Below are 24,578 nucleotides of genomic sequence, written 5' to 3' on the forward strand. Positions count from 1 at the left end.
GGCCGGCAAGGAGAGGATTGATGGCGCAGCAGCCCGGTTTTGATTTCTTCGGCTTCGGCAGCAAGCTCGGCGACGAGAGTGAAGTGCGCGCCAAATTCTGGCGCACGGCCAAGAAGGCCGCCCGGCAGATTCCGTTCATGGAAGAGGTCGTCGCCGGCTATTATTGCGCGCTCGACAGGAAGACGCCTTTGCGTGCCAAGGGCATATTGCTGGCAGCGCTTGGCTATTTCGTGCTGCCGGTCGATGTCATACCCGATTTCGTCTTCGGCCTCGGCTTCACCGACGACATTGCCGTGCTGACCGCCGCGATCTCAGCGGTAAGCGCCCATATCACCCCTGCGCACCGCAAGGCCGCCAAGGAGGCGATCGCCGACAAGAGCTGAATCGGCGTCGCGTTGGCAACTGGGTTCAGAAGAAATCCTCCGCTCAAACAGGACGATAGCGGCTTGGCTTCGGGTTCCGCTGCGGCCGTTCGAAAAGTCAAACTCTTGCCGCTTTCGTGGCCTCCAAGTCGCCGCAGGGACATTGCGAAAGCCGTTTTTTCAAGAAGCGGCGCGGAAATGGCGGTGGTTTCCATGGGTGAATGTCCTTTTCCAAGGGAAATTCACCGTTTGGTAACCCAGATTAAATCAAAATGAAGCGACGGGCAGGACGCCAAGCCGGCCTGCCCCGCACCATTTGGAATACGGGAAAAGCGATGCGCGGATTGATTGCACTAGTCTCGAGCCTGGTCCTGGTGGCCTTTGCCGCGCCGGCGCTGGCGCAGCAGGCGACCAAGATCGGCCAGCACAATGCCTGGGGCACCTACAGCTACCAGGCGCAGGGCGGCAAGGTCTGCTATGTGCTCACCGTGCCGACCGACAAGCAGCCGCCGACGCTCGATCACGGCGACATGTTCTTCTTCGTCAGCCAGCGGCCGGGCCAGCAAGTGTCCTACGAGCCGCAATTCATCGCCGGCTACACATTCCAGGAAGGCTCCAAGGCCACCGTCACCATCGACAAGAAGACGTTCTCGATGTTCACCCGCGGCAAGTCGGCCTGGGTCGAGAACGCCGCCGAAGAGCCGGTGCTGATCGCCGCCATGAAAACCGGCACCGACATGAAGGTCTCGGCGAAGTCTGGCCGCGGCAATCCGACGACCTATGTGTTTTCGCTGAAAGGCATCTCGGCCGCGCTGACGTCGATCGCCAAGTGCAAGTAGGCTAGCGCGGTTCCCGCCGCATGACTCTCGCCGCAACCTGTGCTATGCGCCGCGCTTCTTTTCGGCACGATGGATGAAATCGGCCGCAATTCGCTTATATTGGCGCTGATATGACCCTTTCCTTCGATCTCACCACTGAGGGCGCACGCGATGCGTTGCGCGCCCGCGCCACGCCCGAGAAGCCGTCGCTGATCGGCCTGACGCGGGCCGAGCTCGGTGACGCCCTCATCAGTGCCGGCATCGTGCCCGAGCGCCAGGCGAAAATGCGCGCCCAACAGCTCTGGCACTGGATGTATGTGCGCGGCGTCTCCGACTTTGCCGGCATGTTCAACATCTCCAAAGATCTGCGCGCCGAACTGGACAAGCATTTCACCATCGCCAGGCCCGAAATCGTCGAGGAGCAGATTTCCTCCGACGGCACGCGCAAGTGGCTGTTCCGCTTTCCGCCGCGCGGCGCCGGCCGTCCCGTCGAGATCGAGACCGTCTACATCCCCGAAGAAGGCCGCGGCACGCTATGCATCTCATCGCAGGTCGGCTGCACGCTGACCTGCTCGTTCTGCCACACCGGCACACAGAAGCTGGTGCGCAATTTGACGGCGGAAGAGATCCTGGCGCAATTGCTCACCGCCCGCGACCGGCTCGGCGATTTCCCCGACCGCGACACACCCGACGGCGCCATCGTCCCTGCCGAGGGCAGAAAAGTCTCCAACGTCGTCATGATGGGCATGGGCGAGCCGCTCTACAATTTCGAGGCGGTGAAGAAGGCGCTGCTGATTGCCTCCGACGGCGACGGACTGTCGCTGTCGAAGCGCCGCATTACGCTCTCGACCTCCGGCGTGGTGCCCGAGATCTTCCGCACCGGCGAGGAGATCGGGGTCATGCTGGCGATCTCGCTGCACGCCACCAATGACGATTTGCGCGACCTGCTTGTGCCGATCAACAAGAAGTATCCGCTGAAGGAACTGATCGAGGCCTGCCGCGCCTATCCCGGCCTGTCCAACGCCAAGCGCATCACCTTCGAATATGTGATGCTGAAGGACGTCAACGATTCCATCGAGGACGCCAAGGGGCTGATCAAGCTGCTCAAAGGCATTCCAGCCAAGATCAATCTGATCCCGTTCAACCCGTGGCCGGGCACCAACTATCAGTGCTCGGACTGGGAGACGATCGAGAAGTTTGCCGACTACATCAACAATGCCGGCTATGCCTCGCCGATCCGCACGCCGCGCGGCCGCGACATCCTGGCCGCCTGCGGGCAGCTCAAATCCGACTCCGAACGCATGCGCAAGGTCGACCGCCTGGCGCTGGAAGCCATGATGATTGCGGGGCATGGCGAGGCGTGAGCCGCCTCTTCGCCTATATCCTCCGTTTCGCTGTCATCCTGTTCGGCTATGTCGTCGCCTCATTGGCGGCGAGCGCCTTTCTCAACGTGCTGTTCCTGGCTTCCGTCGGTTATATGCCGGACGATGCGCACCCAGCGGCGGCCGCGGCGCTGTATTTTTCGATCCCGTTCGTGGCGCTGTTTGTCGCCTATTTCGCTTTCATACCGGCGGTGGTCGCAATCCTGATCTCCGAGGTCCTCAGCCGCCGCGACTGGCTGTTCTATGCACTCGCGGGCGGCTTCGTGGCCGCGGCCTTCCTCGGCTTCGTCCATCAGAACGTGGATTTCGACGTCACCGAACCGCGCGCCATCGCCGCGGTGATCGGCTGCGGCATGGTCGGCGGCATCTTCTACTGGCTAAGCGCCGGCCGCTGGGCCGGAAGCTGGTGGCAGGCCGCTACTTCGCCTGAGCGGTCAGGATCTTGAGCGCGAAGGCCGAAAACACACCGGCAAAGAGATAGTCGACGACCCGCGTTACGCGCGGGCTGGCCTTCATCGCCGCCGAAAACCTTTCCGCGGCAAACACCATCGGCGCTGTCATCGGGATCGACAGCACGATGAACATGAGGCCGAGGAAGAACAGTTTTCCCGGCGCGTTCGGATCGTGAGCGGAGACGAACTGCGGCAGAAACGTCATGAAGAACAGGATGATCTTCGGGTTGAGCAGATTGACGCCAAGCCCGGCGGCCCAGCTGCGGAACAGCGAAATTTGCGGCCCGTTCTTCTTCTGCGGTGAAAACGCCGAGCCCTTGGTGATCGCCTGCCAGGCCAGGAACACCAGATAGGCGGCGCCGAAAATTTTCAGCACGAGGAAGGCCATTGGCGAGGCGACGATCAGCGCCGAGATGCCGACCGCCACCAAAGTTGTGTGGATCAGCGTTCCGAACAGAGCACCCGCCAGCGAGGCAAAGCCGGCGGCGCGGCCCTGGCTCAGTGTCCGCGAGACGAACAGCGTCATATCCGGCCCCGGCGTGATCGCCAGGATCATGGTGGCGATGGCGAACTGGATCAGCGTGGTGGTGTCGGGAATGAAGGACATCGGTGGGCCCTGGCGAATGATCGTCGGTCTATAACGCAGCCTCCCCGCTCACGCCAGCAACTGACTGGCGTGGCATCTGGTCCAGCGGCTGCGGCGGCCGGCGCCCGTTCATCCCTTGCGCTGGCCGGAAATGCCGTGATACCTCGCCCGCGAAACTCATCGCGCGGAACCGCCAAAATGTCCTCAGCAATGCCCAAGACAAAAGACGTCAAGAAGGTCGTGCTCGCCTATTCCGGCGGTCTCGACACCTCCATCATCCTGAAATGGCTGCAGACCGAGCTCGGCGCCGAAGTCGTCACCTTCACCGCCGATCTCGGCCAGGGCGGCGAGCTGGAGCCGGCGCGCAAGAAGGCCGAGATGATGGGCATCAAGGATATCCGCGTCGTCGATGTGCGCGAGGAATTCGTCGCCGACTTCGTCTTCCCGATGTTTCGCGCCAATGCCGTCTATGAAGGCACCTACCTGCTCGGCACCTCGATCGCCCGGCCGCTGATCTCCAAACACCTGGTCGAGATCGCCAGGGAGACCGGGGCCGATGCCATTGCGCACGGCGCCACCGGCAAGGGCAACGACCAGGTGCGTTTCGAGCTGTCGGCCTATGCGCTGAATCCCGACATCAAGGTCATCGCGCCGTGGCGCGACTGGTCGTTCAAGTCGCGCACCGACCTGATCAACTTCGCCGAGCAGCACCAGATCCCGGTGGCCAAGGACAAGCGGGGGGAGGCGCCGTTCTCGGTCGACGCCAACCTTCTGCACTCCTCTTCCGAGGGCAAGGTGCTGGAAGACCCGTGGAGCGAGCCGCCGGAATTCGTCCATCAGCGCACCGTCTCGCCGATGGAGGCGCCGGACAAGGTCACCGAGATCGAGATCGAATTTTTGAAGGGCGATCCGATTGCACTGAACGGCAAGAAGCTGTCGCCGGCCGCCATTCTGACGGCGCTTAACGATCTTGGCCGCGACAATGGCATCGGCCGGCTCGATCTGGTCGAGAACCGCTTCGTCGGCATGAAATCGCGCGGCGTCTACGAGACCCCCGGCGGCACCATCCTGATCGTCGCCCACCGCGCCATCGAATCGATCACGCTCGACCGCGGCGCCGGCCACCTCAAGGACGAGTTCATGCCGCGCTACGCCGAGCTGATCTACAACGGCTTCTGGTTCTCGCCCGAGCGGCTGATGCTCCAGGCGATGATCGACAAGAGCCAGGAAGACGTCGAAGGCACGGTGCGCCTGAAACTCTACAAGGGCAATGTCATGGTCACCGGCCGCAAATCCAAGAAGACGCTCTATTCCGACGCGCTGGTCACCTTCGAGGATGACCGCGGCGCCTACGACCAGAAGGACGCCGCCGGCTTCATCCGCCTCAATGCGCTGCGGCTGAGGACGCTGGCGGCAAGGAGCCGCAAGGGTGAACCAAACTAGTGTTCCAGGAAAACCCGGCGGTCACGCAGGGTTTTTATTTGGTACCTCTAATATAAGAGGCCAAGCTGGCTGACATGGTTTCCGTTTGACCTTTTAAAAGCCTCATCTAAATTCCTTCGCGGGGCGAGGGATTCTGATCGTGAAAAACGCCATTTTTCTCATGCTTGCGGCGGCCATCGTCTTTACCGGATGCCAGTCCTCGCAGGCGGCCGCGAAACGCGAGCAGGACGGGTGCATCTCCGCAGTCCATTTGTGGAGCATCACGTTCAAGCACGAAATCGCCTCTTTCATGGGCGTCTCGCAGGAGCGCATGCCGGCCCTGTTCTGCCAGCGTATCACCGAAGGCGTACGCAGCGGGGGGATCAGCTACTCCGATTTGAACAGAGTGCAGCTAGACCTGCCGACCGAGATATGGCTGGTCATCAAGGGCAAGTCAAAGGCGGCTGCCAGGGCCGCGCCGGTGCTGCGCAACTCCAAATTCCGGAGCTGCAAAGGTACTGAAGGCGCCTTCGAGGTTCCTATTTCCCAGAAGTGCCCGTTGAGCGGCTACGCACATTATTGAGAGCCCAGTCGCTCAGCCGGCATTTGCGCCAACGATCGAGCAATTCGAGAAAGAGCATGCCCGACTTCGTCCGTAACTGCGTAAAAACAAAGAAATAGAGCGGCGGCAAAGAACTCAGTGCTTTTCCTGCTTGATCTTTTCGGGCCCTTATCTAGCCTCCTCACAATCGATGGGGGCAGCTGACAATGAAGCCGTGGTTTGTGGCCCTGCCTGCAATGGTCGTCATGCTGGCCGGTTGCCAGACTGGGCAGGAGCAAGTGAGACAGGATCCCGAGGCGGCATTCGATCGCTGCGTCAGCAAGGTGGCCATATCGAATATATCGGCCAAACACGAGATCGCCGCTTTTATGGGCGTTTCCCTGGAGCGCATGCCGCCACTGCTGTGCCGCCGCCTTGTCGATGCCATGAAGACCGGCCGGCTGACCTTCTCCGACATAAACCGCCTCCAGTTCGACCAGTCCACGGACATCTGGAAGGTCATAAAAGGCGGGTAGCCGCTCGGCTGCTGAACGGTTTGAACGCCAAAAGCTCCAGTCCTTGCAGAAAAGCCCGGCGCATGGCCGGGCTTTCCGTTCTTCGATCTGGATATTTCTATCAGCTGCCGTCGATCGCGTCGGCGATCTGGGCGATGGCCTGCTGGTAGACGCTGGCGGAATTCCAGCCGGCGATGGCGCCCATATTCGCACTCGCGCTCGCACCCGCCCGCCAGCCATGAGCCTTGAGGAAGTTGGCCGTCGAAGCCAAGGCCGTTGCCTTGTCGCGCAGATTTCCGTTGCCGACGCCATACTTCAGGACATTGCCGGGCAGGAACTGCGTATGGCCGATCTCGCCATGCGCAGCCCCAACCGACGAGGCGCTGAGCGCGCCGCGATCGACCAGCTTCAGCGCCGCAATGGCATGCGGGTAAAAGAACCCCGGGCGACGGCAATCATAGGCAAGCGTCAGAATGGCGGAGACCGTGTTCTGGTTGCCAAGGGAGGCTCCGAAGCCGGTTTCCATGCCCCAGATGGCCAGCAACACGCCCGGCGACACCCCGTAATTGCTCTCGATCCTGTCGAACATCGCCGCATTCGACTTCTTCAGCGCACGGCCCCTGGAAATGATCGCAGCTCCGCCACGGCGCTTCATGAAGGCGTCCACCGAACCGCTGAACGCCTTGTGGATGGCGCGGTCGACGGAGATTGTCTTTGTCGCGTAGCTGGCACCGGCCAGAGCAGCCAGACCCTTCCCACCAACACCTTCGGACCTGGCCTGCGCGGCAAAGTCCTGCTTCCACGCTTCGAAGCCCGCGCCGGTCTTGCCGCAGCTGGCCGCCGCCTGCGCGCCCGTCGCCAGCGCGAGTACCGCGACCACCGCGGCAGCAATAATCTTTCCCTTGGCAAGCAATGCCATGCTTTCTCTCCTGATTGCCTGAATCACGTCCCGGTTGCGAACTTGCCAGCGAAACGCGCCATTGTCACCGTACCCCCGGCGCTACCCTGGCCAATGCAGCGGAATTTGCTTACGATCAAGTGCTTATTGTGGCCGAAACGCCCGGTGCCGGGCAGGCGAATTCGCTGCTCGGGTAAAAAGAGGTGACGGGCGCATGGAACGGCGGCCCGTGGCGGGCGTTTGGGCGAGGCGCCGCTCCGCACCATATTCCTCCTCTGACGCCATACGCCAACGCCTGACGCATCGAGATCGACATGAAACTGTTCGACTGCCCGCATTGCGGCCATCGCCTCTACTTCGAGAATGCGCAGTGCCTGAATTGCGGGAGTCTCGTGCTTTACGATCCCGAGCATGCGCGCTTTGCCTTGTCTGACGTCGACGGCATCTTCCACTGCACCAATGCGGATGAATGCGCCTGCAACTGGATGGCCGAACCGGGTCATACCTACTGCCGCGCCTGCGTGCTGAACCAGCTGATCCCCGACCTCTCCGTCGACGGCAACCGCCGCCGCTGGATTCGCGTCGAGGCGGCCAAGAAGCGCGCCGTCTATTCGCTGCTCGCCTTCGGCCTTCCGGTCGTGCCCAAGCACAAGCACGGCGACGAAATCGGCCTCGCCTTCGACTTCATTGCCGATCCGATCGGCGGCGGTCCCGGCGGCGAACGCATCCTTACCGGCCATGACAACGGCCTGATCACGCTCAACGTCGCCGAGGCGGACTCGGCCGAGCGCGAGCGGCGTCGCGTCGAGATGGGCGAAAATTACCGCACGCTGCTCGGTCATTTCCGTCATGAGCTTGGCCATTACTACTGGGACCGGCTGATCCGCGACGAGCCGCAACGGCTCGATGCCTTCCGGGCGCTGTTCGGCGACGAACGCCCCGACTACGAGCAGGCGCTGAAGGCCTATTACGCCAATGGCGCTGCGCCCGACTGGCAGCAGAACCACATCTCCGCCTATGCGACGTCGCATCCATGGGAAGACTGGGCCGAGACCTGGGCGCACCATCTCCACATCACCGACACGCTGGAGATGGTGCACGCGCTGAATTTTCCACTCGGCCAGCTTGAGACGATGGAGACCAATGTGCTGCCGCAAGGCGACACCGGCGGCCGGTTGCAGGCGGCGCCCGCGGAACCTGACGCCGTGCCCGAGCCGTTCGAAAAGATTCTCGCCCGCTGGCTGGTACTCTCGGAAGCCTCCAACTCGATCAACCGCTGCATGGGCCTGCCCGACCTTTATCCCTTCGTCATTTCGGACGTGACGGCGCAGAAACTCAGCTTCGTGCATGAGCTTTTGACCGGTTTGCCGAAAGAAACCGGAACAAATCGTGAGCTGGCGTCGGTATTTTAGCCGGAACGCATGCGTTCTGGTTTCGTTTGGTGTCGCGAGGGACCATGAAAGGGAGAGAAACCATGAGACGCATATTGTTTCCGGCCGTCGCCGGGCGCTTGTCGCGATGTCGGGTGCGGCACTCGCCGATACCGCCGTCTCGGCCGTCACCGATCTTAATGTGCGCGCCGGCCCCGGCCCGCAATATCCTGTGATCGGCGTGCTCGCCGCCGGCCAGTCGGCGACGCTCAATGGCTGCATCGAAAACAGCAAATGGTGCACCATTGCCGAAGCCGGAGGCCAGGGCTGGGTCTATTCCGACTATGTCACGGCCGATTTCGGCGGCAACCGGGTCGTTCTGACACGCCGCCCCGCCAACGCCGCCATCACCGTGGTTACACCGCCGCAGGATGATTATCCCGATACCTATACCGGTGCGATTCTGTCCGACGACGGCCCCGTCGACGCCATCGACAGGCCACCGGCGGAAGTCGGCACCTATGTCAGCACGCACCGGCTCGATCCTGTCTATCTCGAGGGCGAGGTGGTGACCGGTGCCACCTTGCCCGACACGGTCGAACTGCGCGAAATCCCCGACTACCGCTACCGCTACGTCTATGTGAATGGCCAGCAGGCGCTGGTCGACCCGCAGACACGGCGCATCATGTACGTCGTGCGCTGATTTTGCCTGGAAAGAATGACAAGTGAACTCGTGCCGCCCTCCTGCCGAGGCTGAGGGCGGCAAAAGGGTCGCTGAACAGCAGCAATTGCGCGAGAGCCGACGATCCCCTAGATCATGCGACCCGATGCGTTCGGCAGAGGAATTCGCGTGATATCAGATCCAGCCGCCTTCGAGCGCTATAGCAACACGGCCACCGAAAAGACGAACCTGCCGCGGCTGATAATTGGAACGGCAGTCGTCGTCCTGTTCTGGGTGGCGATCACCCTGGTTGTGGTGCTTGGCGGCACCTATGTCGCGATCGTCTGGCATGTATTGCCGGACGATCCGCGCGGGCCGCTTCAGGGCTTTCTGGCCTCGCCCATCGGCATACTCACCGCACTCACTTCGTTTACCGGCATCTGGCTCGGCCTCTGGCTTGCCATGCGTTTCGTCCATGGCGAGCCGCTCTCGGCGCTTTTCGGCGCCAGCCGCCGCGTGTCCTTGTCGGGCTTCCTCAAGGGCCTGGTCGCGGTGCTGATCACATCGGCGCTTTCCGAAATCCTGCTCTACTGGCTACAGCCCGAAATCGCCCGCGGCACGATCAACCTGTCGACCTGGCTGCTGTTCCTGCTCCCGATCGTGGCGCTGACCCTGCTGCAGACCTCGTCCGAGGAGATGCTGTTTCGCGGCTATCTGCTGCGCGGCCTGGCCAGGCGCTTCGAGAGCCCTTACGTGTGGGCGCTATTGCCCGCTTTGCTGTTCACCTCCTTGCATTGGAGCCCGGGCTCGACCCCCGCCATCAACGCCTGCGTGCTGGCCTCGATCGCCGCCTTCGCCTTGCTGTTGACGCTGGTGGTTTATGTCACCGGCAATCTCGGCGCCGCCTTCGGCGCCCATCTCGGCAACAATCTCACCGGCTTCCTGCTGATCTCGCATCAGGAGAACTACAATTCCTTCGCCCTGTTCAACGCCAAGCCGCTGGAAGGTCCGGACTGGACGACGACGGATGCCGTCATCATCGCCGCCATCGGTATCGTCTGCACCTTGCTGACGATCCTGCTGCTTCTGCACCCGCGCTCGCCGCTGANCATCATCGCCGCCATCGGTATCGTCTGCACCTTGCTGACGATCCTGCTGCTTCTGCACCCGCGCTCGCCGCTGAAGGTTACGGCCGACCCTCGGGATGCAAGGTGAACTAAACAGGGACCGATCCAGAGACCGGGAAGCCGCCCTTGTCTTGACTCTTCGGCCGATTTCCTGTCTACAGCCCCGAAATCCGCGACGAGTATCCCTCCGAGCAAGCCGACCAGGACGCCAAAACCTTTTGAGGTGGGTGCTGTAAACAGATCCTGGAGGCCAACACCCGGCAGCGCTGAGCGCCCCCGGGTGCTTTTTGGTTTTGAGCTTTGCTTGGATGAGCGGCGCGAACGCACTACCTCTCGGGCACCATCGGGGTGCCTGAGAAAAGGAAACGGAATGTTTGAATCGCTGCAGGAGCGCACAAGAGGCGTGGAGGGCCATCGGCCCGACAGGGATCACCATGAATCCAAGGCGCTCTCGCGCGGCGGGTTGACCAATGTTTGAATCACTTCAGGAGCGCCTTGGCTCCATCCTGAACGGCCTGACAGGCCGCGGCGCGCTGTCGGAGGCTGATGTCTCGGCGGCGTTGCGCGAGGTGCGCCGTGCGCTGCTCGAAGCCGACGTTGCGCTGGAAGTGGTGCGTTCCTTCACCGACAAGGTGCGCGAGAAGGCCGTCGGCGCCGCCGTCGTCAAGTCGATCAAGCCCGGACAGATGGTCGTCAAGATCGTCCATGACGAGTTGGTCGACATGCTCGGCGCCGAGGGCGTCGCCATCGACCTCAATGCGCCGGCGCCGGTCGTCATCATGATGGTCGGCCTGCAGGGCTCCGGCAAGACGACGACCTCCGCCAAGATCGCCAAGCGCCTGACCGAGCGCCAGAACAAGAAGGTTCTGATGGCCTCGCTCGACACGCGGCGGCCCGCGGCGCAAGAGCAGCTGCGCCAGCTCGGCGAGCAGGTCAAAGTCGCGACCCTGCCTGTCATTGCGGGCCAGAACCCGGTCGACATCGCCAGGCGCGCCGTCCAGGCAGCCAAGCTCGGCGGTCATGACGTCGTCATCCTCGACACCGCCGGCCGCACCCATATCGATGAGCCGCTGATGGTGGAGATGGCCGACATCAAGAAGATGTCGAGCCCGCACGAAATCCTGCTGGTCGCGGATTCGCTGACCGGCCAGGACGCCGTCAACCTTGCCAAAAGCTTCGACGAGCGCGTCGGCATCACCGGCCTGGTGCTGACCCGCATGGACGGCGATGGCCGTGGCGGTGCCGCGCTTTCGATGCGAGCCGTCACCGGCAAGCCGATCAAGCTGATCGGCACCGGCGAAAAGATGGACGGGCTGGAGGAATTCCACCCCAAGCGTATTGCAGACCGCATCCTCGGCATGGGCGACATCGTCTCGCTGGTCGAAAAGGCCGCCGAAAACATCGACGCCGAGCAGGCGGCGGCGATGGCCAAAAAGATGCAGTCGGGCAAGTTCGACCTGAACGACCTTGCCGGCCAGCTTCAGCAGATGTCGAAAATGGGCGGCATGGGCGGCATCATGGGCATGATGCCCGGCATGGGCAAAATGAAGGACCAGATGGCGGCCGCCGGCCTCGACGACAAGATGTTCGGCCGCCAACTCGCCATCATCTCGTCGATGACCAAGGCCGAGCGCGCCAATCCGGACATGCTGAAACATTCGCGCAAGAAGCGCATCGCCGCCGGCTCAGGCACGGATGCGGCCGAGATCAACAAGCTCTTGAAAATGCATCGCGGCATGGCCGACATGATGAAGGCGATGGGCGGCAAGGGCAAAGGCGGCGGCCTGATGCGCGGCATGATGGGCGGCCTTGCCTCCAAGATGGGCCTCGGCGGCATGATGCCGGGTGGCCCCGGCGGCATGATGGGTGGCGGCATGCCCGACCTCTCCAAGATGGATCCCAAGCAGCTCGAAGCCTTGCAGAAGCAGATGCCCGGTCTTGGCGGCATGAAGGGCCGGCCCGCCCCGAGCGGCGGTGGCCTGCCCGGTCTGCCCGGCGGCATGAAGCTTCCCGGCCTTGGCGGCGGTGGTCTGCCCGGCCTCGGAAAGAAGAAGTGAGGACGCTATGAACGAAGAAAAAGACATGGCCGACGCACGCACCATCCTGGCCGGCTATCGCGCCTCGATCGACAACATCGACGCCGCCCTCATTCATATGCTGGCCGAGCGCTTCCGCTGCACCAAGGCGGTCGGCGTGCTCAAGGCCGAGCATGGCCTGCCGCCCGCCGACCCGGCGCGCGAGCAGGAGCAGATCACCCGCCTTCGCCAGTTGGCGAAGGACGCCCATCTCGACCCCGATTTCGCGGAAAAATTCCTCAACTTCGTCGTCCGCGAAGTGATCCGCCATCACGAGCAGATCGCCGCGTCCAACGGCGCAAGCAAAACCGGCTAACAAAGTGCATGTCGCCCAAAAGTGCGCAGCGGTTTTGGGACAACGACCTGCACCAGACAAAGCCATTAACCCAACACTGAGATCAGAAATTTTAGGAGAAATGAAATGCCCTTGAAGATCAGACTGGCCCGTGCGGGCTCGAAGAAGCGCCCTTACTACCACGTCGTCATCGCCGACGCCCGTTCGCCGCGCGACGGCCGGTTCATCGAGTCGATCGGCTCGTGGAACCCGCTGCTGCCCAAGGACGGCGAGCGCGTCAAGGTCGACGCCGACCGCGTCAAGCATTGGCTGTCGCACGGCGCCCAGCCGACCGACCGCGTGCTGCGCTTCCTCGATGAGGCCGGCCTCCTCAAGCGCGAAGCCCGCTCCAACCCGAAGAAGGCCGAGCCCGGCAAGAAGGCGCAGGAACGCGCCTCTCTGCTGAAGAAGGCCCAGGAAGACGCTGCCGCCGCCGTTGCCGCCGCTGCTGCAGCCCCGGCCGAAGCGGAAGCCGCCACCGCAGAATAAGCATCGCGTCATCGCATCGACAAAACGGCGGGCCTGTGCCCGCCGTTTTGCTAATGTGCGGCGATGTCATATGCGTTCGAACGAAAGATGACTGAGCGGACCGTCACGGAAGAGACCCTTTTCGGCGGCGTAGCCGGAACGCTGTTGCGATGCGCCGGCGCCACGACAGGCGTCGTCGTGCTCAGCGGATCGAGCGGCCGCATCGACGTCACCCGCGCCCGGCTCTTTGCCAAGGAACGAGCATCCGCTCTCGCGCTGCAATGGTTTGGCGGCGAAGGTCAGGTGCCCGGCATTTGCGAGATCCCGCTCGAAACGTTTTTCGCGGCGACCGACTATCTTGTCCAGATGGGATGCCGGCGCATCGTCTATGTCGGGACCTCGAAAGGCGCCGAGGCCTCCCTGCTTGCGGCGGCTCACGATCCACGCATCGGCCTCGTGGTTGCGATCAGCCCGACATCGGTGGTCTGGGGCAATATCGGGCCGGGCCGCGACGGCGTCAGCTGGCCGGAACGATCGTCGTGGACGCTCGAGGGGATTCCTTTGCCGTTTGTCCCAAGCAGTCCCGCTTGGAACGCTGAGTATGTCGATGGTCTGGTGTCCTACCGGGGGCTCTTCCTACGTGCCTTGCAAACCTTCAAGGACGCAGCGGCCAAGGCTGCCATTCCCGCCGAAGCTATTTCAGCCGACATTGTTCTGGTTGCGGGCGGCGACGACGCGCTATGGCCATCGCTGGATTTTGCCCAGTCGATCGTTCGGCGTCGCCAGGACACAGCAATGACCACCTGCCTCGTCTCAGTGCCCGACGCCGGCCACCGCATTCTGCTGCCGGGCGAAAACACGCCGCGCTCGGGGCTGCACGCCCATGGCGGCAATGACGACGCCGACACACGCCTGGGCCGCCTGGCTTGGGAGCATATCCGGGGATTGCTGTAGCGCAGGCAGCCATGGTCCAGCTGCCTTGGGCAACAGCGAAACCGGCGATCTATAGCCGCCGGTTTCCGATGTTGGACCTGGCTGTGTTCAATAACCGTCGGGGCAGCTGGCGATGTAGGTGCGCCCGTTGCGGCCGCGGTAGCGACATTGACCGCTTTCGCTGGCACGGCCGATCAGCGCGCCGGCCACGGCGCCGACGGCGCCGCCGACGACGGCGCCCTGAACCGGATCATTTGCCACAGCTGCGCCAACCGCCGCGCCGCCGAGGCCGCCGACCGCGGCACCCTTTTCGGTTTGCGAGCACGCACCCAGTGCGGTCGCCAGTACCAGAATGATCATCGCTCTTTTCATTATCGTTCCTCTCTCACGCGGATCGCCGTCCTCGCCGCCACGGCTCTAACTCCCAGACGGCTGATTTGATCCCGATGACGTGAGAGATCGCGGTGTCCGCGCCGGTCACATTCGTGCCGACCGCCGCCGAGCTTGTTGAAAATCCAGGCTTTTCTACCTTTCGGCTGCCTTTTTCAGATTGGCGAGGCCAGCCTCGAAATCCTTGCCGATCAGCGTATCGAAACTCATGAACAGGCCCATCAGCTTGGCAATGAAGGGCCGGCTGCCGCGCATTGCCCAGGTGACTGCGGTGGTGTCGCCCGAGGGCTTCAGGGTGAAGTCGACGCTGTTGCTGGCCCGGAACGGCTTCTCGAAGTCGAGCTTCAGCGACACCAGCGAGGATGGCACGGAATTGACGATCTCCATGCGTCCCTTGCCGGCCTTGGCATTGCCTTCCCAGGCGTAGGCGGCGCCCTTGCCGGCATCAGCGCCCGACAGCGTGCGCTTCATCAGCGGGTCGAGCTTTTCGTAGGGTGACCATTCCGGCCAGTGCTTGAAATTGTTGATCAGCGGAAAGATCGCTTCCGGCGCGGCCTTGATGCTGGCGGTGCGGGCGGTGACGAAATCATTCGACCTCGTCGCCGCATAGATGAGCACGGCGGCGATGATGACGACCAGGAGGATGAGAATGGTGCTGAGCATGTTTTTCTCCTCGCTTAACGGCTGAACGGGATCAGGGCGCGCACGCTTGGGTCGCGCAGATAGAGACCGCCCCACAGGATGATGCCGAGATAGACGCTAAACAGCGTGTGCGAAAACAACGGGCTGCCGACGCGCATATTTGTGGCGATGGCGCCGCCGAGATAGCCGGTGAGCAGGATGGCGCCGAGCACCGAGGTGCGGGGCAGCGCATAGAGCGCGGTCGAGATCAGCCCGATAATGCCGAGCGTGCGCGCGACATTGACATCGGCCGGCCAGCCGAGCGGCACCATGGTCTGGGTGACGACATCGAGCGGCGGCAGCTTGATGACGCCGTCGAAGATCATAAACAGGATGATGAGGCCGCTGAGCACGCGGCCGGTCCACAGGGCGCCCGATGAGACGGGCATGGTTTGAGAAATACTCACGGGTGTTCCCTCCTAAGCGGTTCGAGCCGTTTGCTGGCTTCGGACCAAGGACGAGCGATGGGGCGGCGATCCTACAGGGTGCGGATTCTTTTTGGGTAGCAGCAAGCAAAAGCCGCTGCGTGGCGATCCTTCACACCCCCCTCTGGCCTGCCGGCCATCTCCCCCGCAAGGGGGGAGATTACACGCTCGACCGCTTCGGCAATGTTCCATGAATGAGCGGAGCATCGAAACCGCCGATCTCCCTGGTTGCGGGGGAGATGCCCGGCAGGGCAGAGGGGGGCGCTGTCCCTCCACCTTGACGGACTATCGACATCCACCAGTCACGGCTATTGATAGGGCTGGGCGAGAGACGAGCGAATGGCCGGCGAGACTGATCTGAAAAAGCTGCTGGCGGCGATGACGCCGGAACTGCTGCCGGACGTCTACGTGTTCGCTACGCTCACACCTGGAATCAGCCGGCAGGCAGGCCTCGATCCCGTGATGGTCTTTCGCGAGCGCGAGGGTGTGACACTGATCGTGACCGAGGACGCGGCACGGGCGGCCGGGCTGACCGCTTCGTTCCGCTGCCGCATGATCACCCTGAACGTCCACTCCTCGCTGGAAGCCGTCGGCTTCCTCGCCGCCATCACCGCCCGGCTTGCCGCCGCCGGCATGGGCGTCAATCCGGTCTCTGCTTTCTATCATGACCATCTGTTCGTGCCCGCTGAGCGGGCCGAGGAAGCGATGGAGTTATTGCGCCAACTGGCCAAGGATAACGCCGGCTGAATATCAAGCTCGACGCACGTAGAGAATATCCGGCAGGCCTTCTTCGTTGGTGGTGCCCGCGCCGAACGCCTCGGGGCGAAAGCCATGGCGCTCGTAGAAGCGACGCGCGCCGGTGTTGGCCTGGAAGCAATGCAGTTTAACGATCCGTAGCGCGGCGGTCGCTTGCACCAGCAGCCGGCTGCCGATGCCTTGCCCCGTCCAGGCGGGGTCGAGATAGAGCTGTTCCACCCAATCGCCGCTCAGGGCAATGAAGCCGACAATGCCGGTGCCGGCCTCGGCGACCGTCACCTGCTGCCGGGACAGCACGATCTCGCGGATGAAGGCAAGATCCTCATCCGGCGTGTGGATGACCGGCATCCAGGAGAACGAGCCAAGTGCGGCCCGCATGACAATGGCGATGGTCGCGGCATCCAAAGCCGTGGCGGGGCGCAGCACGATTTTGGTGGGATCGTTCAAAGGCGTTTCTCAACAGAGGTCAGCGCTGCCCTCATCCCCCTGCCGGGACCTTCTCCCCGTGAACGGGGAGAAGGAAGGCTTCGGCCGAAGGCCGAGCCCGCGACTACGGGCCGCCGGCTTTCCGGCGCCCCGCGGAGGGCCAGCCGCGGCAGCGGCGATACGGCCCGTGAGCGATAAACGGAATCGGCCGAAGGCCGAACCCCGTGAGCGAAAACAAACCAGCCGTCAGGCCGCCTTCTTCTTCGGCTGGATCAGGCCGCGCTCGACCAGAAGCTCGGCGATCTGCACCGCGTTGAGCGCCGCGCCCTTGCGCAGATTGTCGGAGACGATCCACATCGACAGGCCGTTGTCGATGGTCGAATCCTCGCGGATGCGCGAGATGAAGGTGGCGTCCTCGCCGGCCGATTCCAGCGGCGTGATGTAGCCGCCATCCTCGCGCTTGTCCAAGACCTGGCAGCCCGGCGCTTCGCGCAGGATATCGCGCGCCTCGTCGGCGGTGATCGGCTTTTCGAACTCGATGTTGACGGCTTCGGAATGGCCGATGAACACCGGCACGCGCACACAGGTCGCCGTCAGCTTGATCTTGGGGTCGAGCATCTTCTTGGTCTCGGCGACCATCTTCCACTCTTCCTTGGTCGAGCCGTCGTCGAGGAAGACGTCGATGTGCGGAATGACGTTGAAGGCGATGCGCTTGGTGAACTTCTTGACCTCGACGCCATCGGCGACGAACACCGCGCGGGTCTGTGTAAAGAGTTCGTCCATGCCTTCCTTGCCAGCGCCCGATACCGATTGATAGGTGGCGACGACGACGCGCTTGATGGTGGCGACATCGTGCAGCGGCTTCAGCGCCACGACCAGCTGCGCCGTCGAGCAGTTCGGATTGGCGATGATGTTCTTGCGGGTGAACAGCGAGATCGCATCCGGGTTCACTTCCGGCACGATCAGCGGCACGTCCTGGTCGTAGCGGAAGGCCGACGAGTTATCGATGACGACGCAGCCCTGCTTGCCGATCTTCGGCGACCACTCCTTGGAGACGTTGCCGCCGGCCGACATGATGCAGATGTCGGTGTCGGAAAAATCATACTGGTCGAGCGTCTTGACCTTCAGCGAACGGTCGCCGAACGACACTTCGGTGCCCTGGCTGCGCCGCGAGGCCAGCGCCACGACTTCGCTTACCGGAAAGCCGCGCTCTTCCAGTATGTTGAGCATTTCGCGCCCCACATTGCCCGTGGCGCCGACTACCGCAACTTTGAAACTCATCAGAAATCTCCTGTCCCTCTCCGCTTGGTTTTTGGAGAAAACCCGCCGGCCAATGCGGGTTTTGTCCCCCGGGCCGGACCCGGGAGAGGGTGGTTAGGCCAAGGGAATCACACCGTTTTGGTGGTGGTTTTGGCCATAGTTTTGCTGGAACGGTAAGACGCGCCAACGCGCCCGGCCCCATGATTGTGGCCGGGGAAGTCGAATGCAAGAAGAGCCATCAGAAGGCCGCGCATCGAAAATGATCCCGTTCGATGCCGGCTTTTACGCGGTTTGCGTCAGGAGTCAATTGCGGCCAGGCACACGCCTGCCCTGTACAATAGCGGCCGCAAGAAGTACGAACGCCCAAATAGTGTTTGGCTGGCGTGCGTCAGCCCCGGCATGTGCTCCATGATGAGCCCAGACCCTGAATTCCGAAAGAGTGAGATGTCCAATTTCGAAGCTATTGTTCCTGCGCTGGCAGAAGCGCTGGAAAAACGCGGCTATACCGAGCTGACGCCAGTGCAGAAGGCCGTGCTGGAGCTCGGCGAGTCCGACGCTCTGGTGTCGGCGCAGACCGGCTCAGGCAAGACCGTCGCCTTCGGCCTCGCTTTGGCACCGACCCTTCTTGGAAGTGCCGAACGTTTTGACCAGGCTGGCGCACCGCTGGCGCTGGCCGTGGCGCCGACGCGCGAGCTCGCTCTGCAGGTGATGCGCGAATTGCAATGGCTCTACGCGCCGACCGGCGCCACCGTCGCGTCCTGCGTCGGCGGCATGGACATGCGCTCCGAACGGCGCGTGCTGGAGCGCGGCGCCCACATCGTCGTCGGCACGCCCGGCCGCCTGCGCGACCACATCACCCGCAACTCCCTCGACATGTCGGCGCTGAAAGCCGTGGTGCTGGACGAGGCCGACGAGATGCTCGACCTCGGCTTTCGCGAGGACCTCGAATTCATCCTCGATGCCGCACCGGCTCAGCGCCGCACGCTGATGTTTTCGGCCACCGTGCCGCGCTCGATCGCCACGCTGGCGCAAGGCTATCAGCGCGACGCCTTACGCATCTCGGCCGGCGGCGAGGAAAAGCAGCATCTCGATATCGAATACCGGGCGCTGAATGTCGCCTATCCCGACCGCGAGAACGCCATCATCAACGTGCTGCGCTTTTACGAGGCGAAGAACGCGCTGGTGTTCTGCAACACCCGCGCCGCCGTCAATCATCTGACGGCACGCTTCAACAACCGCAATTTTTCCGTCGTCGCACTGTCGGGCGAGCTCAGCCAGAACGAACGCACCCACGCGCTGCAGGCGATGCGCGACGGACGCGCCAAGGTCTGCATCGCCACGGATGTCGCCGCGCGCGGCATCGACCTGCCCAATCTCGAACTGGTCATCCATGCCGATCTGCCGACCAATCCCGAAACGCTGCTGCATCGCAGCGGCCGTACCGGCCGCGCCGGCCGCAAGGGTGTCAGCGCGCTGATCGTGCCCAACGGCGCCCGCAAGCGCACCGAGCGCCTGCTGCAGAATGCAGGGCTGAAGGCGACATGGGCGAGCCCGCCCTCGGCCGACGACGTGATCAAGCGCGACGACGAGCGCATCCTTGCCGATCCAGCCTTCGACGAGCCGGTGGCCGAGGACGAGCGCGGCTTCATCGACGCGCTTCTGGCCAGGCATGGCGCCGAACAGATTGCGGCCGCCTTCGTGCGCCAATGCCGCGCCAGCCGCTCGGCGCCCGAGGAACTGACGGAGGTCGCGGCCTTCACGCCGTCGCGAGACAGACCGGCGGGCGAAAAATTCGAACGCCGCGATGAAGCGCCAAGCCGGCGCGACGACTTCGGCGACAGTGTCTGGTTCTCGCTGTCGATCGGGCGCAAGCAGAATGCCGAGCCGCGCTGGCTGATCCCGATGCTGTGCCGCACCGGCAACATCTCCAAGCGCGAGATCGGCTCCATCAAGATGCAGCTGGATGAGACCTACGTGCAGATCGCGGCCGACTGGGCCGATCGCTTCCTCGCTGCCATCGGCCCCGACAAGAAGCTGCAGGGCAACATTGCGGTGAAGCGCCTGGACGGCACGCCCGACCTGTCGCGGGCCGGCTACCAGGCGCCGAAGCCCGACAAGAAGCCGCATCGCGGCAAGCGCCCGTTCGAGGCGCCGCAAAGCGCACACAAGCCGAAATTCGAGAAGCGGGAACGGCCCGCCGGCGATGCAAAGCCTTGGGCCGGGAAACCGAAATTCGACAAGGTGGGACCGCCGAAGAACAAGAAGCCGAAGAAGCGGCCGGTTTGAGGCTCTTATCGGCCAATTACAAATGCAGGCGCTGCCCCTCATTGCCCTGCCGGGCATTTCTCCCCGTATAGTGACGGGAGAAAGGGCGGACCGCAGCCTTGGCGCTCTTCTTGCAGCGTTGGCGATTGGCGGAATCGTCGGCAACAGCGACCCCTCTCCCCGTCACTATACGGGGAGGGGATGCCGGCAGCCAGGTGAGGGGCAGCGCCAACGCACCGGAAAATAAAGCAACTCATGCCTGAACCGTTTGCCCTCCATTTCGTCCACCCGCTTGCAGTCCGCCGCAACTTTGAACAGTCTGTGCCTGCACGGGGGCGAGGCTAAATGCGCGGCGAAGTTCTTCACTATGACGAGGCCCAGGGTTTCGGCTTCATCACCGGGGCGGACGGCAACCGCTACACCTTCGCGCGCGAGGATCTGCGCCGTGATACCGTGATCGCGAACGGCGCCGTGGTCGAGTTTCTGCCGGCAAGCGGTCAGGCGCGCGACGTTTTTTCAATCCGCGCCCAGCCCGCCAGTCCCGCCACCGCTGCGCCAGCGGCAAGCGCCGCGCCGCCCAAGGCGGCTGCCGCTTCAGCCGCGCCACAGCATTTCGGCCGCCTGGCGGAAGACGGCGCGGTTCGCGATAGCGGACTGCCGGGTTATTTCTGGCGAGGCGTGACGCGCAACTACATCAACTTCGCCGAACGCGCCCGCCGCAAGGAATTCTGGGGCTACTGCCTGTTCTGGACCGTCAGCTTCATCCTGGTCGGAATTGCCGGCGCCCTCGCCGACCAGGCCGTCGGCAATTTCGATGCCGGCAACTGGCCGATTGTGATGATCGGCGTCTGGGGGCTGTTTTGGCTGGCGACGTTCCTGCCCTGGGTCGGGCTCGTCGTGCGCCGCTTGCACGACATCGGCCTGACCGGCTGGCTGGCAATACCTTACTTCGCAATCACCTTCATGTTCGCTCCGGCTACGCTGATCCTCGCGCTGATACTCGGATTGATCCCGACCCAGGCCCACGAAAACCAGTGGGGGCCGGTGCCTGGAGGAGGCGGAGCCTAGACCGCACCAGAAATGAGCTGCCGGCTATTTGCGGACAGCCGTGCTTTAACAATGGCTTAGGTCGCAGCCAGGAAGGCAGCTGCTGTTTTGACCGGACGAACAAAATATTTCTCTTGCCATTTTGTCTGCGCACAGATAATCTGTGCACTCATTAAATCGACGATCGAAAACGGATGATGGAGCCAAGACCAATGTGGACCAACGAGTACACCGCAATTTCCCCCCTTTCGGCGCAGGCCATCTGGAACGCGCTCAAGGCGCTGCACGAAGGCCGCCTCACCTACGAAGGGTCCGATACGTTCGTGCTGCACGGCCCGTTCGCCAAGGGCACCCGCCTCTCTGTAACGCCCGTCGGGCAGGACACCTTCGAATCGACGATCGTCGATCTTGTCGACACTGTGACGTATGCCGACGAGACCTCGTTCGGCGACACGAAACTGCTGTTCAGGCATACGCTGACGCCGGTCGAGGGTGGCACTCAAGTGACGCATCGCCTCGAGATTTCCGGCCCATCGGCCGCCGAGGTCGGACCAGAGCTCGGGCCGCAGATCAGCGGCGATTTCGACACTTCGATGGCCAAACTGTTCGAGCAGGCAAGGGAGTTGGCGAACGGTGGCTGATCGGGGGGATCTGCAAACGCGCTTCAGCGGACCATCCGAGAGCCCCGGTTTGTTGCTCTGGCGAACCACCATGCGCTGGCAGCGCGTCATGACGGCGGCGCTGGCCCCGCTTGACCTTACGCATGTCCAGTTCGTGCTGCTGGCTTCGGCGATGTGGCTCGGCCGCTATGGCGAGCCGCCTAACCAGGTGCAGCTCGCCGCCCAGGCGGGCACCGAGGTGAAGATGACATCGGACGTCGTCGCCCGGCTCGAGGCAAAGGGACTGATTGTGCGGGACACCAACCCGCGGGATTCCCGCGCCAAGGTGATCCGCGTCTCCACGACGGGGACGGCCGCAGTCCAGCGCGCTATCGTCGCCGTCGAAGCCGCCGACGCTGCTTTTTTCTCAGCCGTGGATGAGGCGCAACTCGTCGGCCTGCTGAAACGGCTGGCCGGCGAGATCCGCTGAGTCGGCCGCTAAGCCAGGAACTTGGCGATGATGGCATCGCCCATTGCGACAGTGCCGACTTCGGTCATGCCCTCGGACAAAATATCCTTCGTCCGCAGCCCGTCGTCGAGCACGGCGGCTATGGCGCCTTCGAGCTTGTCGGCCTCATCGACCATGCCGAAGGAGTAGCGCAGGCACATGGCAAACGACGCGATCATGGCGATCGGGTTGGCGATGCCCTGTCCCGCAATGTCGGGCGCCGAGCCATGCACCGGCTCGTACAGCGCCTTGCGCTTCCTGGTCTTCACATCGGGCGCGCCGAGCGAGGCCGACGGCAGCATGCCGATCGATCCGGTCAGCATGGCGGCGATGTCGGACAGCATGTCGCCGAACAGATTGTCGGTGACGATGACGTCGAACTGCTTTGGCCAGCGCACCAGCTGCATGCCGCCGGCATCGGCCAGCATGTGGTCGAGCTTGACGTCAGCATAGCAAGTCTTCTGGGTCTGGGTGACGACCTCGTTCCACAGCACCCCGGATTTCATGACGTTGCGCTTTTCCATCGATGTCACGTGGTTCTTGCGCGTGCGCGCCAGCTCGAAGGCGACGCCTGAAATCCGCTCGATCTCGAACGTGTCGTAGACCTGCGTGTCGATGCCGCGCTTCTGGCCGTTGCCGAGATCGATGATCTGCTTCGGCTCGCCGAAATAGACGCCGCCGGTAAGCTCGCGCACGATCAATATGTCGAGGCCCTCGACGACTTCCTGCTTCAGCGAGGACGACGCGGCCAGCGCCGGATAGCAGATGGCGGGGCGCAGATTGGCAAACAGCTCCATGTCCTTGCGCAGCCGTAGCAACCCGGCCTCGGGACGCACCTCGTAAGGCACCTTGTCCCATTTCGGCCCGCCAACGGCGCCGAACAGAACCGCATCCGCAGCCATCGCCTTTGCCATGTCGGCATCCGAAATCGCCGCGCCATGCGCATCGTAGGCGCAGCCGCCGACCAGACCCTCATCGGTGACGAAATCACTGCCGAGCTTGACGTTCATGGCCGCGATCAGCTTCTTCACCTCGGCCATCGCCTCGGGGCCGATGCCATCGCCGGCGAGCAGGAGAAGATTTTTCGAAGCCATGGAGAACCGTCCCAACACTGTTTGGAGAAACCGCGGCCTTGCTAAACGCCAAGAGCTTGCGGCGCAAGGGGATGAAGAACGCTACGACGGCGCCCGCCTCTCAGAACCTGGGTTCCTCGCCCTCGACAGAGGCGGGGGAGAGGAACAAATCACTTATGGGACAAAATATTCACCAACCGGCCGAACGGATCGCGCACATAAAACCGCCCTACGCCCCACGGCTCGTCGGCCGGACCGTATTCGACGGCAAAGCCGGCGGCCTTCATGCCTTGCAGCGCCGCATCGACATCGTCGACCTCGATGGAGAGGTCCGGCACCGGCGTGCCGGAGCCGCCCTGGGCCATGAAGCTGATCTGCACCTGCATCCGTGCGTCGGAGCCTAAGGTGACGATCCAGCCCTGATCCATCAGCACATCGAGGCCAAGCACGTCCTGATAGAAGCGTTTCGCCGCTGCCGCGTCTGGTGTCCCGATATTGGCCACGATGCGCCGGACCGTCATGGCTTTGCCTCCTCAAGCCGTGCGCCGCAGCGCCGTGACTTCGATCTCGATCTTCATTTCCGGCTTGTTGAGCTGGCACACGATCATCGTCGCCGCCGGCCTGATCTCGCCGAAAGCCTCGCCGAGGATGGGGAAGACCACGTCCACGAAGGCCTGGTCGGTGATGTAGTAATGCGCCCGCACCACATCGGCCATGTCGAAGCCGCCATCCCTCAGCGCCTCGGCGATGGTCGCCAGACAATTGCGCGTCTGCGCCTCCACCGTTTCCGGCATGGCCATCGTCGCATAGTCATAGCCGGTGGTTCCCGAGACGAAGCACCAGTCGCCCTGCACCACCGCGCGCGAATAGCCGGCGGTTTTTTCGAAGGGCGAACCGGTGGAGATGAGTGTGCGCATGGAGCCTCGCTGTGGTTTCGGACGCTTTGCAGGAAAGGGCCGGCCAGGCCATGGGCCAAGTCAGGTGCAAATCTTGGCCGTCGGCGGGACAGCACCCCCCTCTGGCCTGCCGGCCATCTCCCGCTCAAGGGGGGAGATTAGCAGTTCGGACGCCTTTCTCGCTTTCCACATTTGCGATTGGCGAAAGCCAGAGTGACGTCTGATCTCCCCCCTTGAGCGGGAGATGCCCGGCAGGGCAGAGGGGGTGTGACGGAGCGCGACGGAACAAGCATGAACACCGAGTGTTC

The 24,578-nt window shown here is 63.1% G+C and carries 29 protein-coding genes; 19 read left to right on the top strand and 10 right to left on the bottom strand.

Going from position 1 to position 24,578, the window contains the following annotated elements; genetic code table 11:
- Positions 1-20: 20 nt before the first annotated feature.
- The 4 genes from X728_RS150310 (at position 21) to X728_RS150295 (ending at position 3,008) form a co-directional block, all read left to right on the top strand.
- A complete protein-coding gene (locus X728_RS150310; protein ID WP_023687669.1) occupies positions 21-383 on the top strand; it encodes a YkvA family protein in 363 nt (120 codons plus the stop codon).
- A 314-nt stretch (positions 384-697) separates the two neighbouring features.
- Positions 698-1,201 carry an invasion associated locus B family protein gene (locus tag X728_RS150305; RefSeq protein ID WP_023671718.1) on the top strand — a complete coding sequence of 168 codons (504 nt, stop codon included), beginning with the start codon at positions 698-700 and terminating at the stop codon, positions 1,199-1,201.
- Between the two features lie 110 nt (positions 1,202-1,311).
- Positions 1,312-2,544 carry a 23S rRNA (adenine(2503)-C(2))-methyltransferase RlmN gene (rlmN, locus tag X728_RS150300; RefSeq protein WP_023831880.1) on the top strand — a complete coding sequence of 411 codons (1,233 nt, stop codon included), beginning with the start codon at positions 1,312-1,314 and terminating at the stop codon, positions 2,542-2,544.
- A complete protein-coding gene (locus X728_RS150295; protein WP_023831881.1) occupies positions 2,541-3,008 on the top strand; it encodes a hypothetical protein in 468 nt (155 codons plus the stop codon). Before rlmN ends, X728_RS150295 begins: the two co-directional genes overlap by 4 nt.
- On the opposite strand, the gene X728_RS150290 is transcribed toward X728_RS150295, so the two are convergent.
- The gene (locus X728_RS150290; protein WP_023831882.1) at positions 2,980-3,621 is read right to left on the bottom strand and encodes a LysE family translocator; all 642 of its coding nucleotides are present in this window, start codon (positions 3,619-3,621) and stop codon (positions 2,980-2,982) included. The genes X728_RS150295 and X728_RS150290 overlap by 29 nt on opposite strands.
- Positions 3,622-3,810: 189 nt before the next feature.
- Between X728_RS150290 and X728_RS150285 the strand changes: the two genes are divergently transcribed.
- From X728_RS150285 to X728_RS150275, 3 genes are all read left to right on the top strand, one after another.
- Positions 3,811-5,043 (top strand): argininosuccinate synthase, encoded by a 1,233-nt coding sequence (locus tag X728_RS150285; protein ID WP_023831883.1) that lies wholly within the window; start codon positions 3,811-3,813, stop codon positions 5,041-5,043.
- A 139-nt stretch (positions 5,044-5,182) separates the two neighbouring features.
- Complete coding sequence (locus X728_RS150280) at positions 5,183-5,605, top strand: hypothetical protein (RefSeq protein WP_023834707.1); 423 nt, start codon at positions 5,183-5,185, stop codon at positions 5,603-5,605.
- Between the two features lie 215 nt (positions 5,606-5,820).
- The gene (locus X728_RS150275; RefSeq protein WP_023671712.1) at positions 5,821-6,099 is read left to right on the top strand and encodes a hypothetical protein; all 279 of its coding nucleotides are present in this window, start codon (positions 5,821-5,823) and stop codon (positions 6,097-6,099) included.
- 100 nt (positions 6,100-6,199) lie between these two features.
- Here X728_RS150275 and X728_RS150270 read toward each other — a convergent pair whose 3' ends face one another.
- A complete protein-coding gene (locus X728_RS150270) occupies positions 6,200-6,997 on the bottom strand; it encodes a lytic transglycosylase domain-containing protein (protein WP_023694544.1) in 798 nt (265 codons plus the stop codon).
- Positions 6,998-7,290: 293 nt separating this feature from the next.
- On the opposite strand from X728_RS150270, the gene X728_RS150265 reads away from it, so the two are divergent.
- The 7 genes from X728_RS150265 (at position 7,291) to X728_RS150240 (ending at position 13,965) form a co-directional block, all read left to right on the top strand.
- On the top strand, positions 7,291-8,388 hold the full coding sequence (locus tag X728_RS150265; RefSeq protein ID WP_023671710.1) for a putative zinc-binding metallopeptidase: 1,098 nt from the start codon (positions 7,291-7,293) through the stop codon (positions 8,386-8,388).
- 106 nt (positions 8,389-8,494) lie between these two features.
- Positions 8,495-9,049, top strand: a complete 555-nt coding sequence (locus tag X728_RS01000000166820; protein ID WP_050589916.1) for a DUF1236 domain-containing protein — start codon at positions 8,495-8,497, stop codon at positions 9,047-9,049.
- Between the two features lie 147 nt (positions 9,050-9,196).
- On the top strand, positions 9,197-10,222 hold the full coding sequence (locus X728_RS150260) for a type II CAAX endopeptidase family protein (RefSeq protein ID WP_023831884.1): 1,026 nt from the start codon (positions 9,197-9,199) through the stop codon (positions 10,220-10,222).
- 382 nt (positions 10,223-10,604) lie between these two features.
- Positions 10,605-12,191 (top strand): signal recognition particle protein, encoded by a 1,587-nt coding sequence (gene ffh / locus X728_RS150255; protein WP_023831885.1) that lies wholly within the window; start codon positions 10,605-10,607, stop codon positions 12,189-12,191.
- 7 nt (positions 12,192-12,198) lie between these two features.
- Positions 12,199-12,525, top strand: a complete 327-nt coding sequence (locus tag X728_RS150250) for a chorismate mutase (protein ID WP_023671706.1) — start codon at positions 12,199-12,201, stop codon at positions 12,523-12,525.
- A 105-nt stretch (positions 12,526-12,630) separates the two neighbouring features.
- On the top strand, positions 12,631-13,032 hold the full coding sequence (rpsP, locus tag X728_RS150245; protein ID WP_023671705.1) for a 30S ribosomal protein S16: 402 nt from the start codon (positions 12,631-12,633) through the stop codon (positions 13,030-13,032).
- An 87-nt stretch (positions 13,033-13,119) separates the two neighbouring features.
- Positions 13,120-13,965, top strand: coding sequence for an acyl-CoA thioester hydrolase/BAAT C-terminal domain-containing protein (locus X728_RS150240; protein ID WP_023831886.1), 846 nt, complete (start codon positions 13,120-13,122; stop codon positions 13,963-13,965).
- Between the two features lie 87 nt (positions 13,966-14,052).
- Here X728_RS150240 and X728_RS150235 read toward each other — a convergent pair whose 3' ends face one another.
- The 3 genes from X728_RS150235 to X728_RS150225 form a co-directional block, all read right to left on the bottom strand.
- Positions 14,053-14,316: a YMGG-like glycine zipper-containing protein gene (locus tag X728_RS150235; protein ID WP_023687657.1), complete on the bottom strand. Its 264-nt coding sequence runs from the start codon at positions 14,314-14,316 to the stop codon at positions 14,053-14,055.
- 153 nt (positions 14,317-14,469) lie between these two features.
- A complete protein-coding gene (locus X728_RS150230) occupies positions 14,470-14,997 on the bottom strand; it encodes an SRPBCC family protein (RefSeq protein WP_023831887.1) in 528 nt (175 codons plus the stop codon).
- Between the two features lie 14 nt (positions 14,998-15,011).
- Entirely contained in the window at positions 15,012-15,422 is a 411-nt protein-coding gene (locus X728_RS150225) for a DoxX family protein (protein ID WP_023687655.1), read from the bottom strand.
- A 357-nt stretch (positions 15,423-15,779) separates the two neighbouring features.
- Here X728_RS150225 and X728_RS150220 point away from each other — a divergent pair, with 357 nt between their 5' ends.
- Complete coding sequence (locus tag X728_RS150220; RefSeq protein WP_023671700.1) at positions 15,780-16,187, top strand: ACT domain-containing protein; 408 nt, start codon at positions 15,780-15,782, stop codon at positions 16,185-16,187.
- 3 nt (positions 16,188-16,190) lie between these two features.
- Here the strand turns inward: X728_RS150220 and X728_RS150215 are convergent, their stop codons facing one another.
- The gene (locus X728_RS150215) at positions 16,191-16,643 is read right to left on the bottom strand and encodes a GNAT family N-acetyltransferase (RefSeq protein ID WP_023671699.1); all 453 of its coding nucleotides are present in this window, start codon (positions 16,641-16,643) and stop codon (positions 16,191-16,193) included.
- Between the two features lie 225 nt (positions 16,644-16,868).
- Positions 16,869-17,903 (bottom strand): aspartate-semialdehyde dehydrogenase, encoded by a 1,035-nt coding sequence (locus tag X728_RS150210; RefSeq protein ID WP_023671698.1) that lies wholly within the window; start codon positions 17,901-17,903, stop codon positions 16,869-16,871.
- Positions 17,904-18,326: 423 nt separating this feature from the next.
- Here X728_RS150210 and X728_RS150205 point away from each other — a divergent pair, with 423 nt between their 5' ends.
- The 4 genes from X728_RS150205 to X728_RS150190 all read left to right on the top strand — a co-directional run bounded on the left by X728_RS150205 (position 18,327) and on the right by X728_RS150190 (position 22,283).
- Entirely contained in the window at positions 18,327-20,168 is a 1,842-nt protein-coding gene (locus X728_RS150205) for a DEAD/DEAH box helicase (RefSeq protein WP_023831888.1), read from the top strand.
- Between the two features lie 324 nt (positions 20,169-20,492).
- Entirely contained in the window at positions 20,493-21,215 is a 723-nt protein-coding gene (locus X728_RS150200; RefSeq protein ID WP_023683826.1) for a DUF805 domain-containing protein, read from the top strand.
- A gap of 191 nt (positions 21,216-21,406) precedes the next feature.
- Complete coding sequence (locus X728_RS150195) at positions 21,407-21,835, top strand: polyketide cyclase (RefSeq protein WP_023671694.1); 429 nt, start codon at positions 21,407-21,409, stop codon at positions 21,833-21,835.
- Positions 21,836-21,905: 70 nt separating this feature from the next.
- Complete coding sequence (locus X728_RS150190) at positions 21,906-22,283, top strand: MarR family winged helix-turn-helix transcriptional regulator (protein ID WP_023671693.1); 378 nt, start codon at positions 21,906-21,908, stop codon at positions 22,281-22,283.
- A gap of 8 nt (positions 22,284-22,291) precedes the next feature.
- On the opposite strand, the gene leuB is transcribed toward X728_RS150190, so the two are convergent.
- The 3 genes from leuB to X728_RS150175 form a co-directional block, all read right to left on the bottom strand.
- Complete coding sequence (gene leuB / locus X728_RS150185) at positions 22,292-23,395, bottom strand: 3-isopropylmalate dehydrogenase (protein WP_023831889.1); 1,104 nt, start codon at positions 23,393-23,395, stop codon at positions 22,292-22,294.
- Between the two features lie 149 nt (positions 23,396-23,544).
- Positions 23,545-23,895, bottom strand: a complete 351-nt coding sequence (locus X728_RS150180) for a VOC family protein (protein ID WP_023702581.1) — start codon at positions 23,893-23,895, stop codon at positions 23,545-23,547.
- Positions 23,896-23,907: 12 nt separating this feature from the next.
- Positions 23,908-24,291, bottom strand: coding sequence for a RidA family protein (locus X728_RS150175; RefSeq protein ID WP_023702580.1), 384 nt, complete (start codon positions 24,289-24,291; stop codon positions 23,908-23,910).
- Between the last annotated feature and the right edge of the window lie 287 nt (positions 24,292-24,578).

This window comes from Mesorhizobium sp. L103C119B0, from assembly GCF_000502235.1.
Lineage (GTDB): Bacteria > Pseudomonadota > Alphaproteobacteria > Rhizobiales > Rhizobiaceae > Mesorhizobium.

Excerpts from the sequence above, each read along its gene's own strand:
- X728_RS150275 (WP_023671712.1), top strand. The coding sequence starts at position 5,821 with ATGGTCGTCATGCTGGCCGGTTGCCAGACTGGGCAGGAGCAAGTGAGA.
- X728_RS150190 (WP_023671693.1), top strand. The coding sequence starts at position 21,906 with ATGCGCTGGCAGCGCGTCATGACGGCGGCGCTGGCCCCGCTTGACCTT.
- X728_RS150290 (WP_023831882.1), bottom strand. The coding sequence starts at position 3,621 with ATGTCCTTCATTCCCGACACCACCACGCTGATCCAGTTCGCCATCGCC.
- X728_RS150230 (WP_023831887.1), bottom strand. The coding sequence starts at position 14,997 with ATGCTCAGCACCATTCTCATCCTCCTGGTCGTCATCATCGCCGCCGTG.
- X728_RS150210 (WP_023671698.1), bottom strand. The coding sequence starts at position 17,903 with ATGAGTTTCAAAGTTGCGGTAGTCGGCGCCACGGGCAATGTGGGGCGC.
- X728_RS01000000166820 (WP_050589916.1), top strand. The coding sequence starts at position 8,495 with ATGTCGGGTGCGGCACTCGCCGATACCGCCGTCTCGGCCGTCACCGAT.
- X728_RS150250 (WP_023671706.1), top strand. The coding sequence starts at position 12,199 with ATGAACGAAGAAAAAGACATGGCCGACGCACGCACCATCCTGGCCGGC.
- X728_RS150285 (WP_023831883.1), top strand. The coding sequence starts at position 3,811 with ATGCCCAAGACAAAAGACGTCAAGAAGGTCGTGCTCGCCTATTCCGGC.
- rpsP (WP_023671705.1), top strand. The coding sequence starts at position 12,631 with ATGCCCTTGAAGATCAGACTGGCCCGTGCGGGCTCGAAGAAGCGCCCT.
- X728_RS150200 (WP_023683826.1), top strand. The coding sequence starts at position 20,493 with ATGCGCGGCGAAGTTCTTCACTATGACGAGGCCCAGGGTTTCGGCTTC.
- X728_RS150235 (WP_023687657.1), bottom strand. The coding sequence starts at position 14,316 with ATGAAAAGAGCGATGATCATTCTGGTACTGGCGACCGCACTGGGTGCG.
- X728_RS150240 (WP_023831886.1), top strand. The coding sequence starts at position 13,120 with ATGACTGAGCGGACCGTCACGGAAGAGACCCTTTTCGGCGGCGTAGCC.
- X728_RS150180 (WP_023702581.1), bottom strand. The coding sequence starts at position 23,895 with ATGACGGTCCGGCGCATCGTGGCCAATATCGGGACACCAGACGCGGCA.
- X728_RS150265 (WP_023671710.1), top strand. The coding sequence starts at position 7,291 with ATGAAACTGTTCGACTGCCCGCATTGCGGCCATCGCCTCTACTTCGAG.
- X728_RS150220 (WP_023671700.1), top strand. The coding sequence starts at position 15,780 with ATGGCCGGCGAGACTGATCTGAAAAAGCTGCTGGCGGCGATGACGCCG.
- X728_RS150305 (WP_023671718.1), top strand. The coding sequence starts at position 698 with ATGCGCGGATTGATTGCACTAGTCTCGAGCCTGGTCCTGGTGGCCTTT.
- X728_RS150270 (WP_023694544.1), bottom strand. The coding sequence starts at position 6,997 with ATGGCATTGCTTGCCAAGGGAAAGATTATTGCTGCCGCGGTGGTCGCG.
- rlmN (WP_023831880.1), top strand. The coding sequence starts at position 1,312 with ATGACCCTTTCCTTCGATCTCACCACTGAGGGCGCACGCGATGCGTTG.
- X728_RS150205 (WP_023831888.1), top strand. The coding sequence starts at position 18,327 with ATGTCCAATTTCGAAGCTATTGTTCCTGCGCTGGCAGAAGCGCTGGAA.
- X728_RS150175 (WP_023702580.1), bottom strand. The coding sequence starts at position 24,291 with ATGCGCACACTCATCTCCACCGGTTCGCCCTTCGAAAAAACCGCCGGC.
- X728_RS150310 (WP_023687669.1), top strand. The coding sequence starts at position 21 with ATGGCGCAGCAGCCCGGTTTTGATTTCTTCGGCTTCGGCAGCAAGCTC.
- X728_RS150195 (WP_023671694.1), top strand. The coding sequence starts at position 21,407 with ATGTGGACCAACGAGTACACCGCAATTTCCCCCCTTTCGGCGCAGGCC.
- ffh (WP_023831885.1), top strand. The coding sequence starts at position 10,605 with ATGTTTGAATCACTTCAGGAGCGCCTTGGCTCCATCCTGAACGGCCTG.
- leuB (WP_023831889.1), bottom strand. The coding sequence starts at position 23,395 with ATGGCTTCGAAAAATCTTCTCCTGCTCGCCGGCGATGGCATCGGCCCC.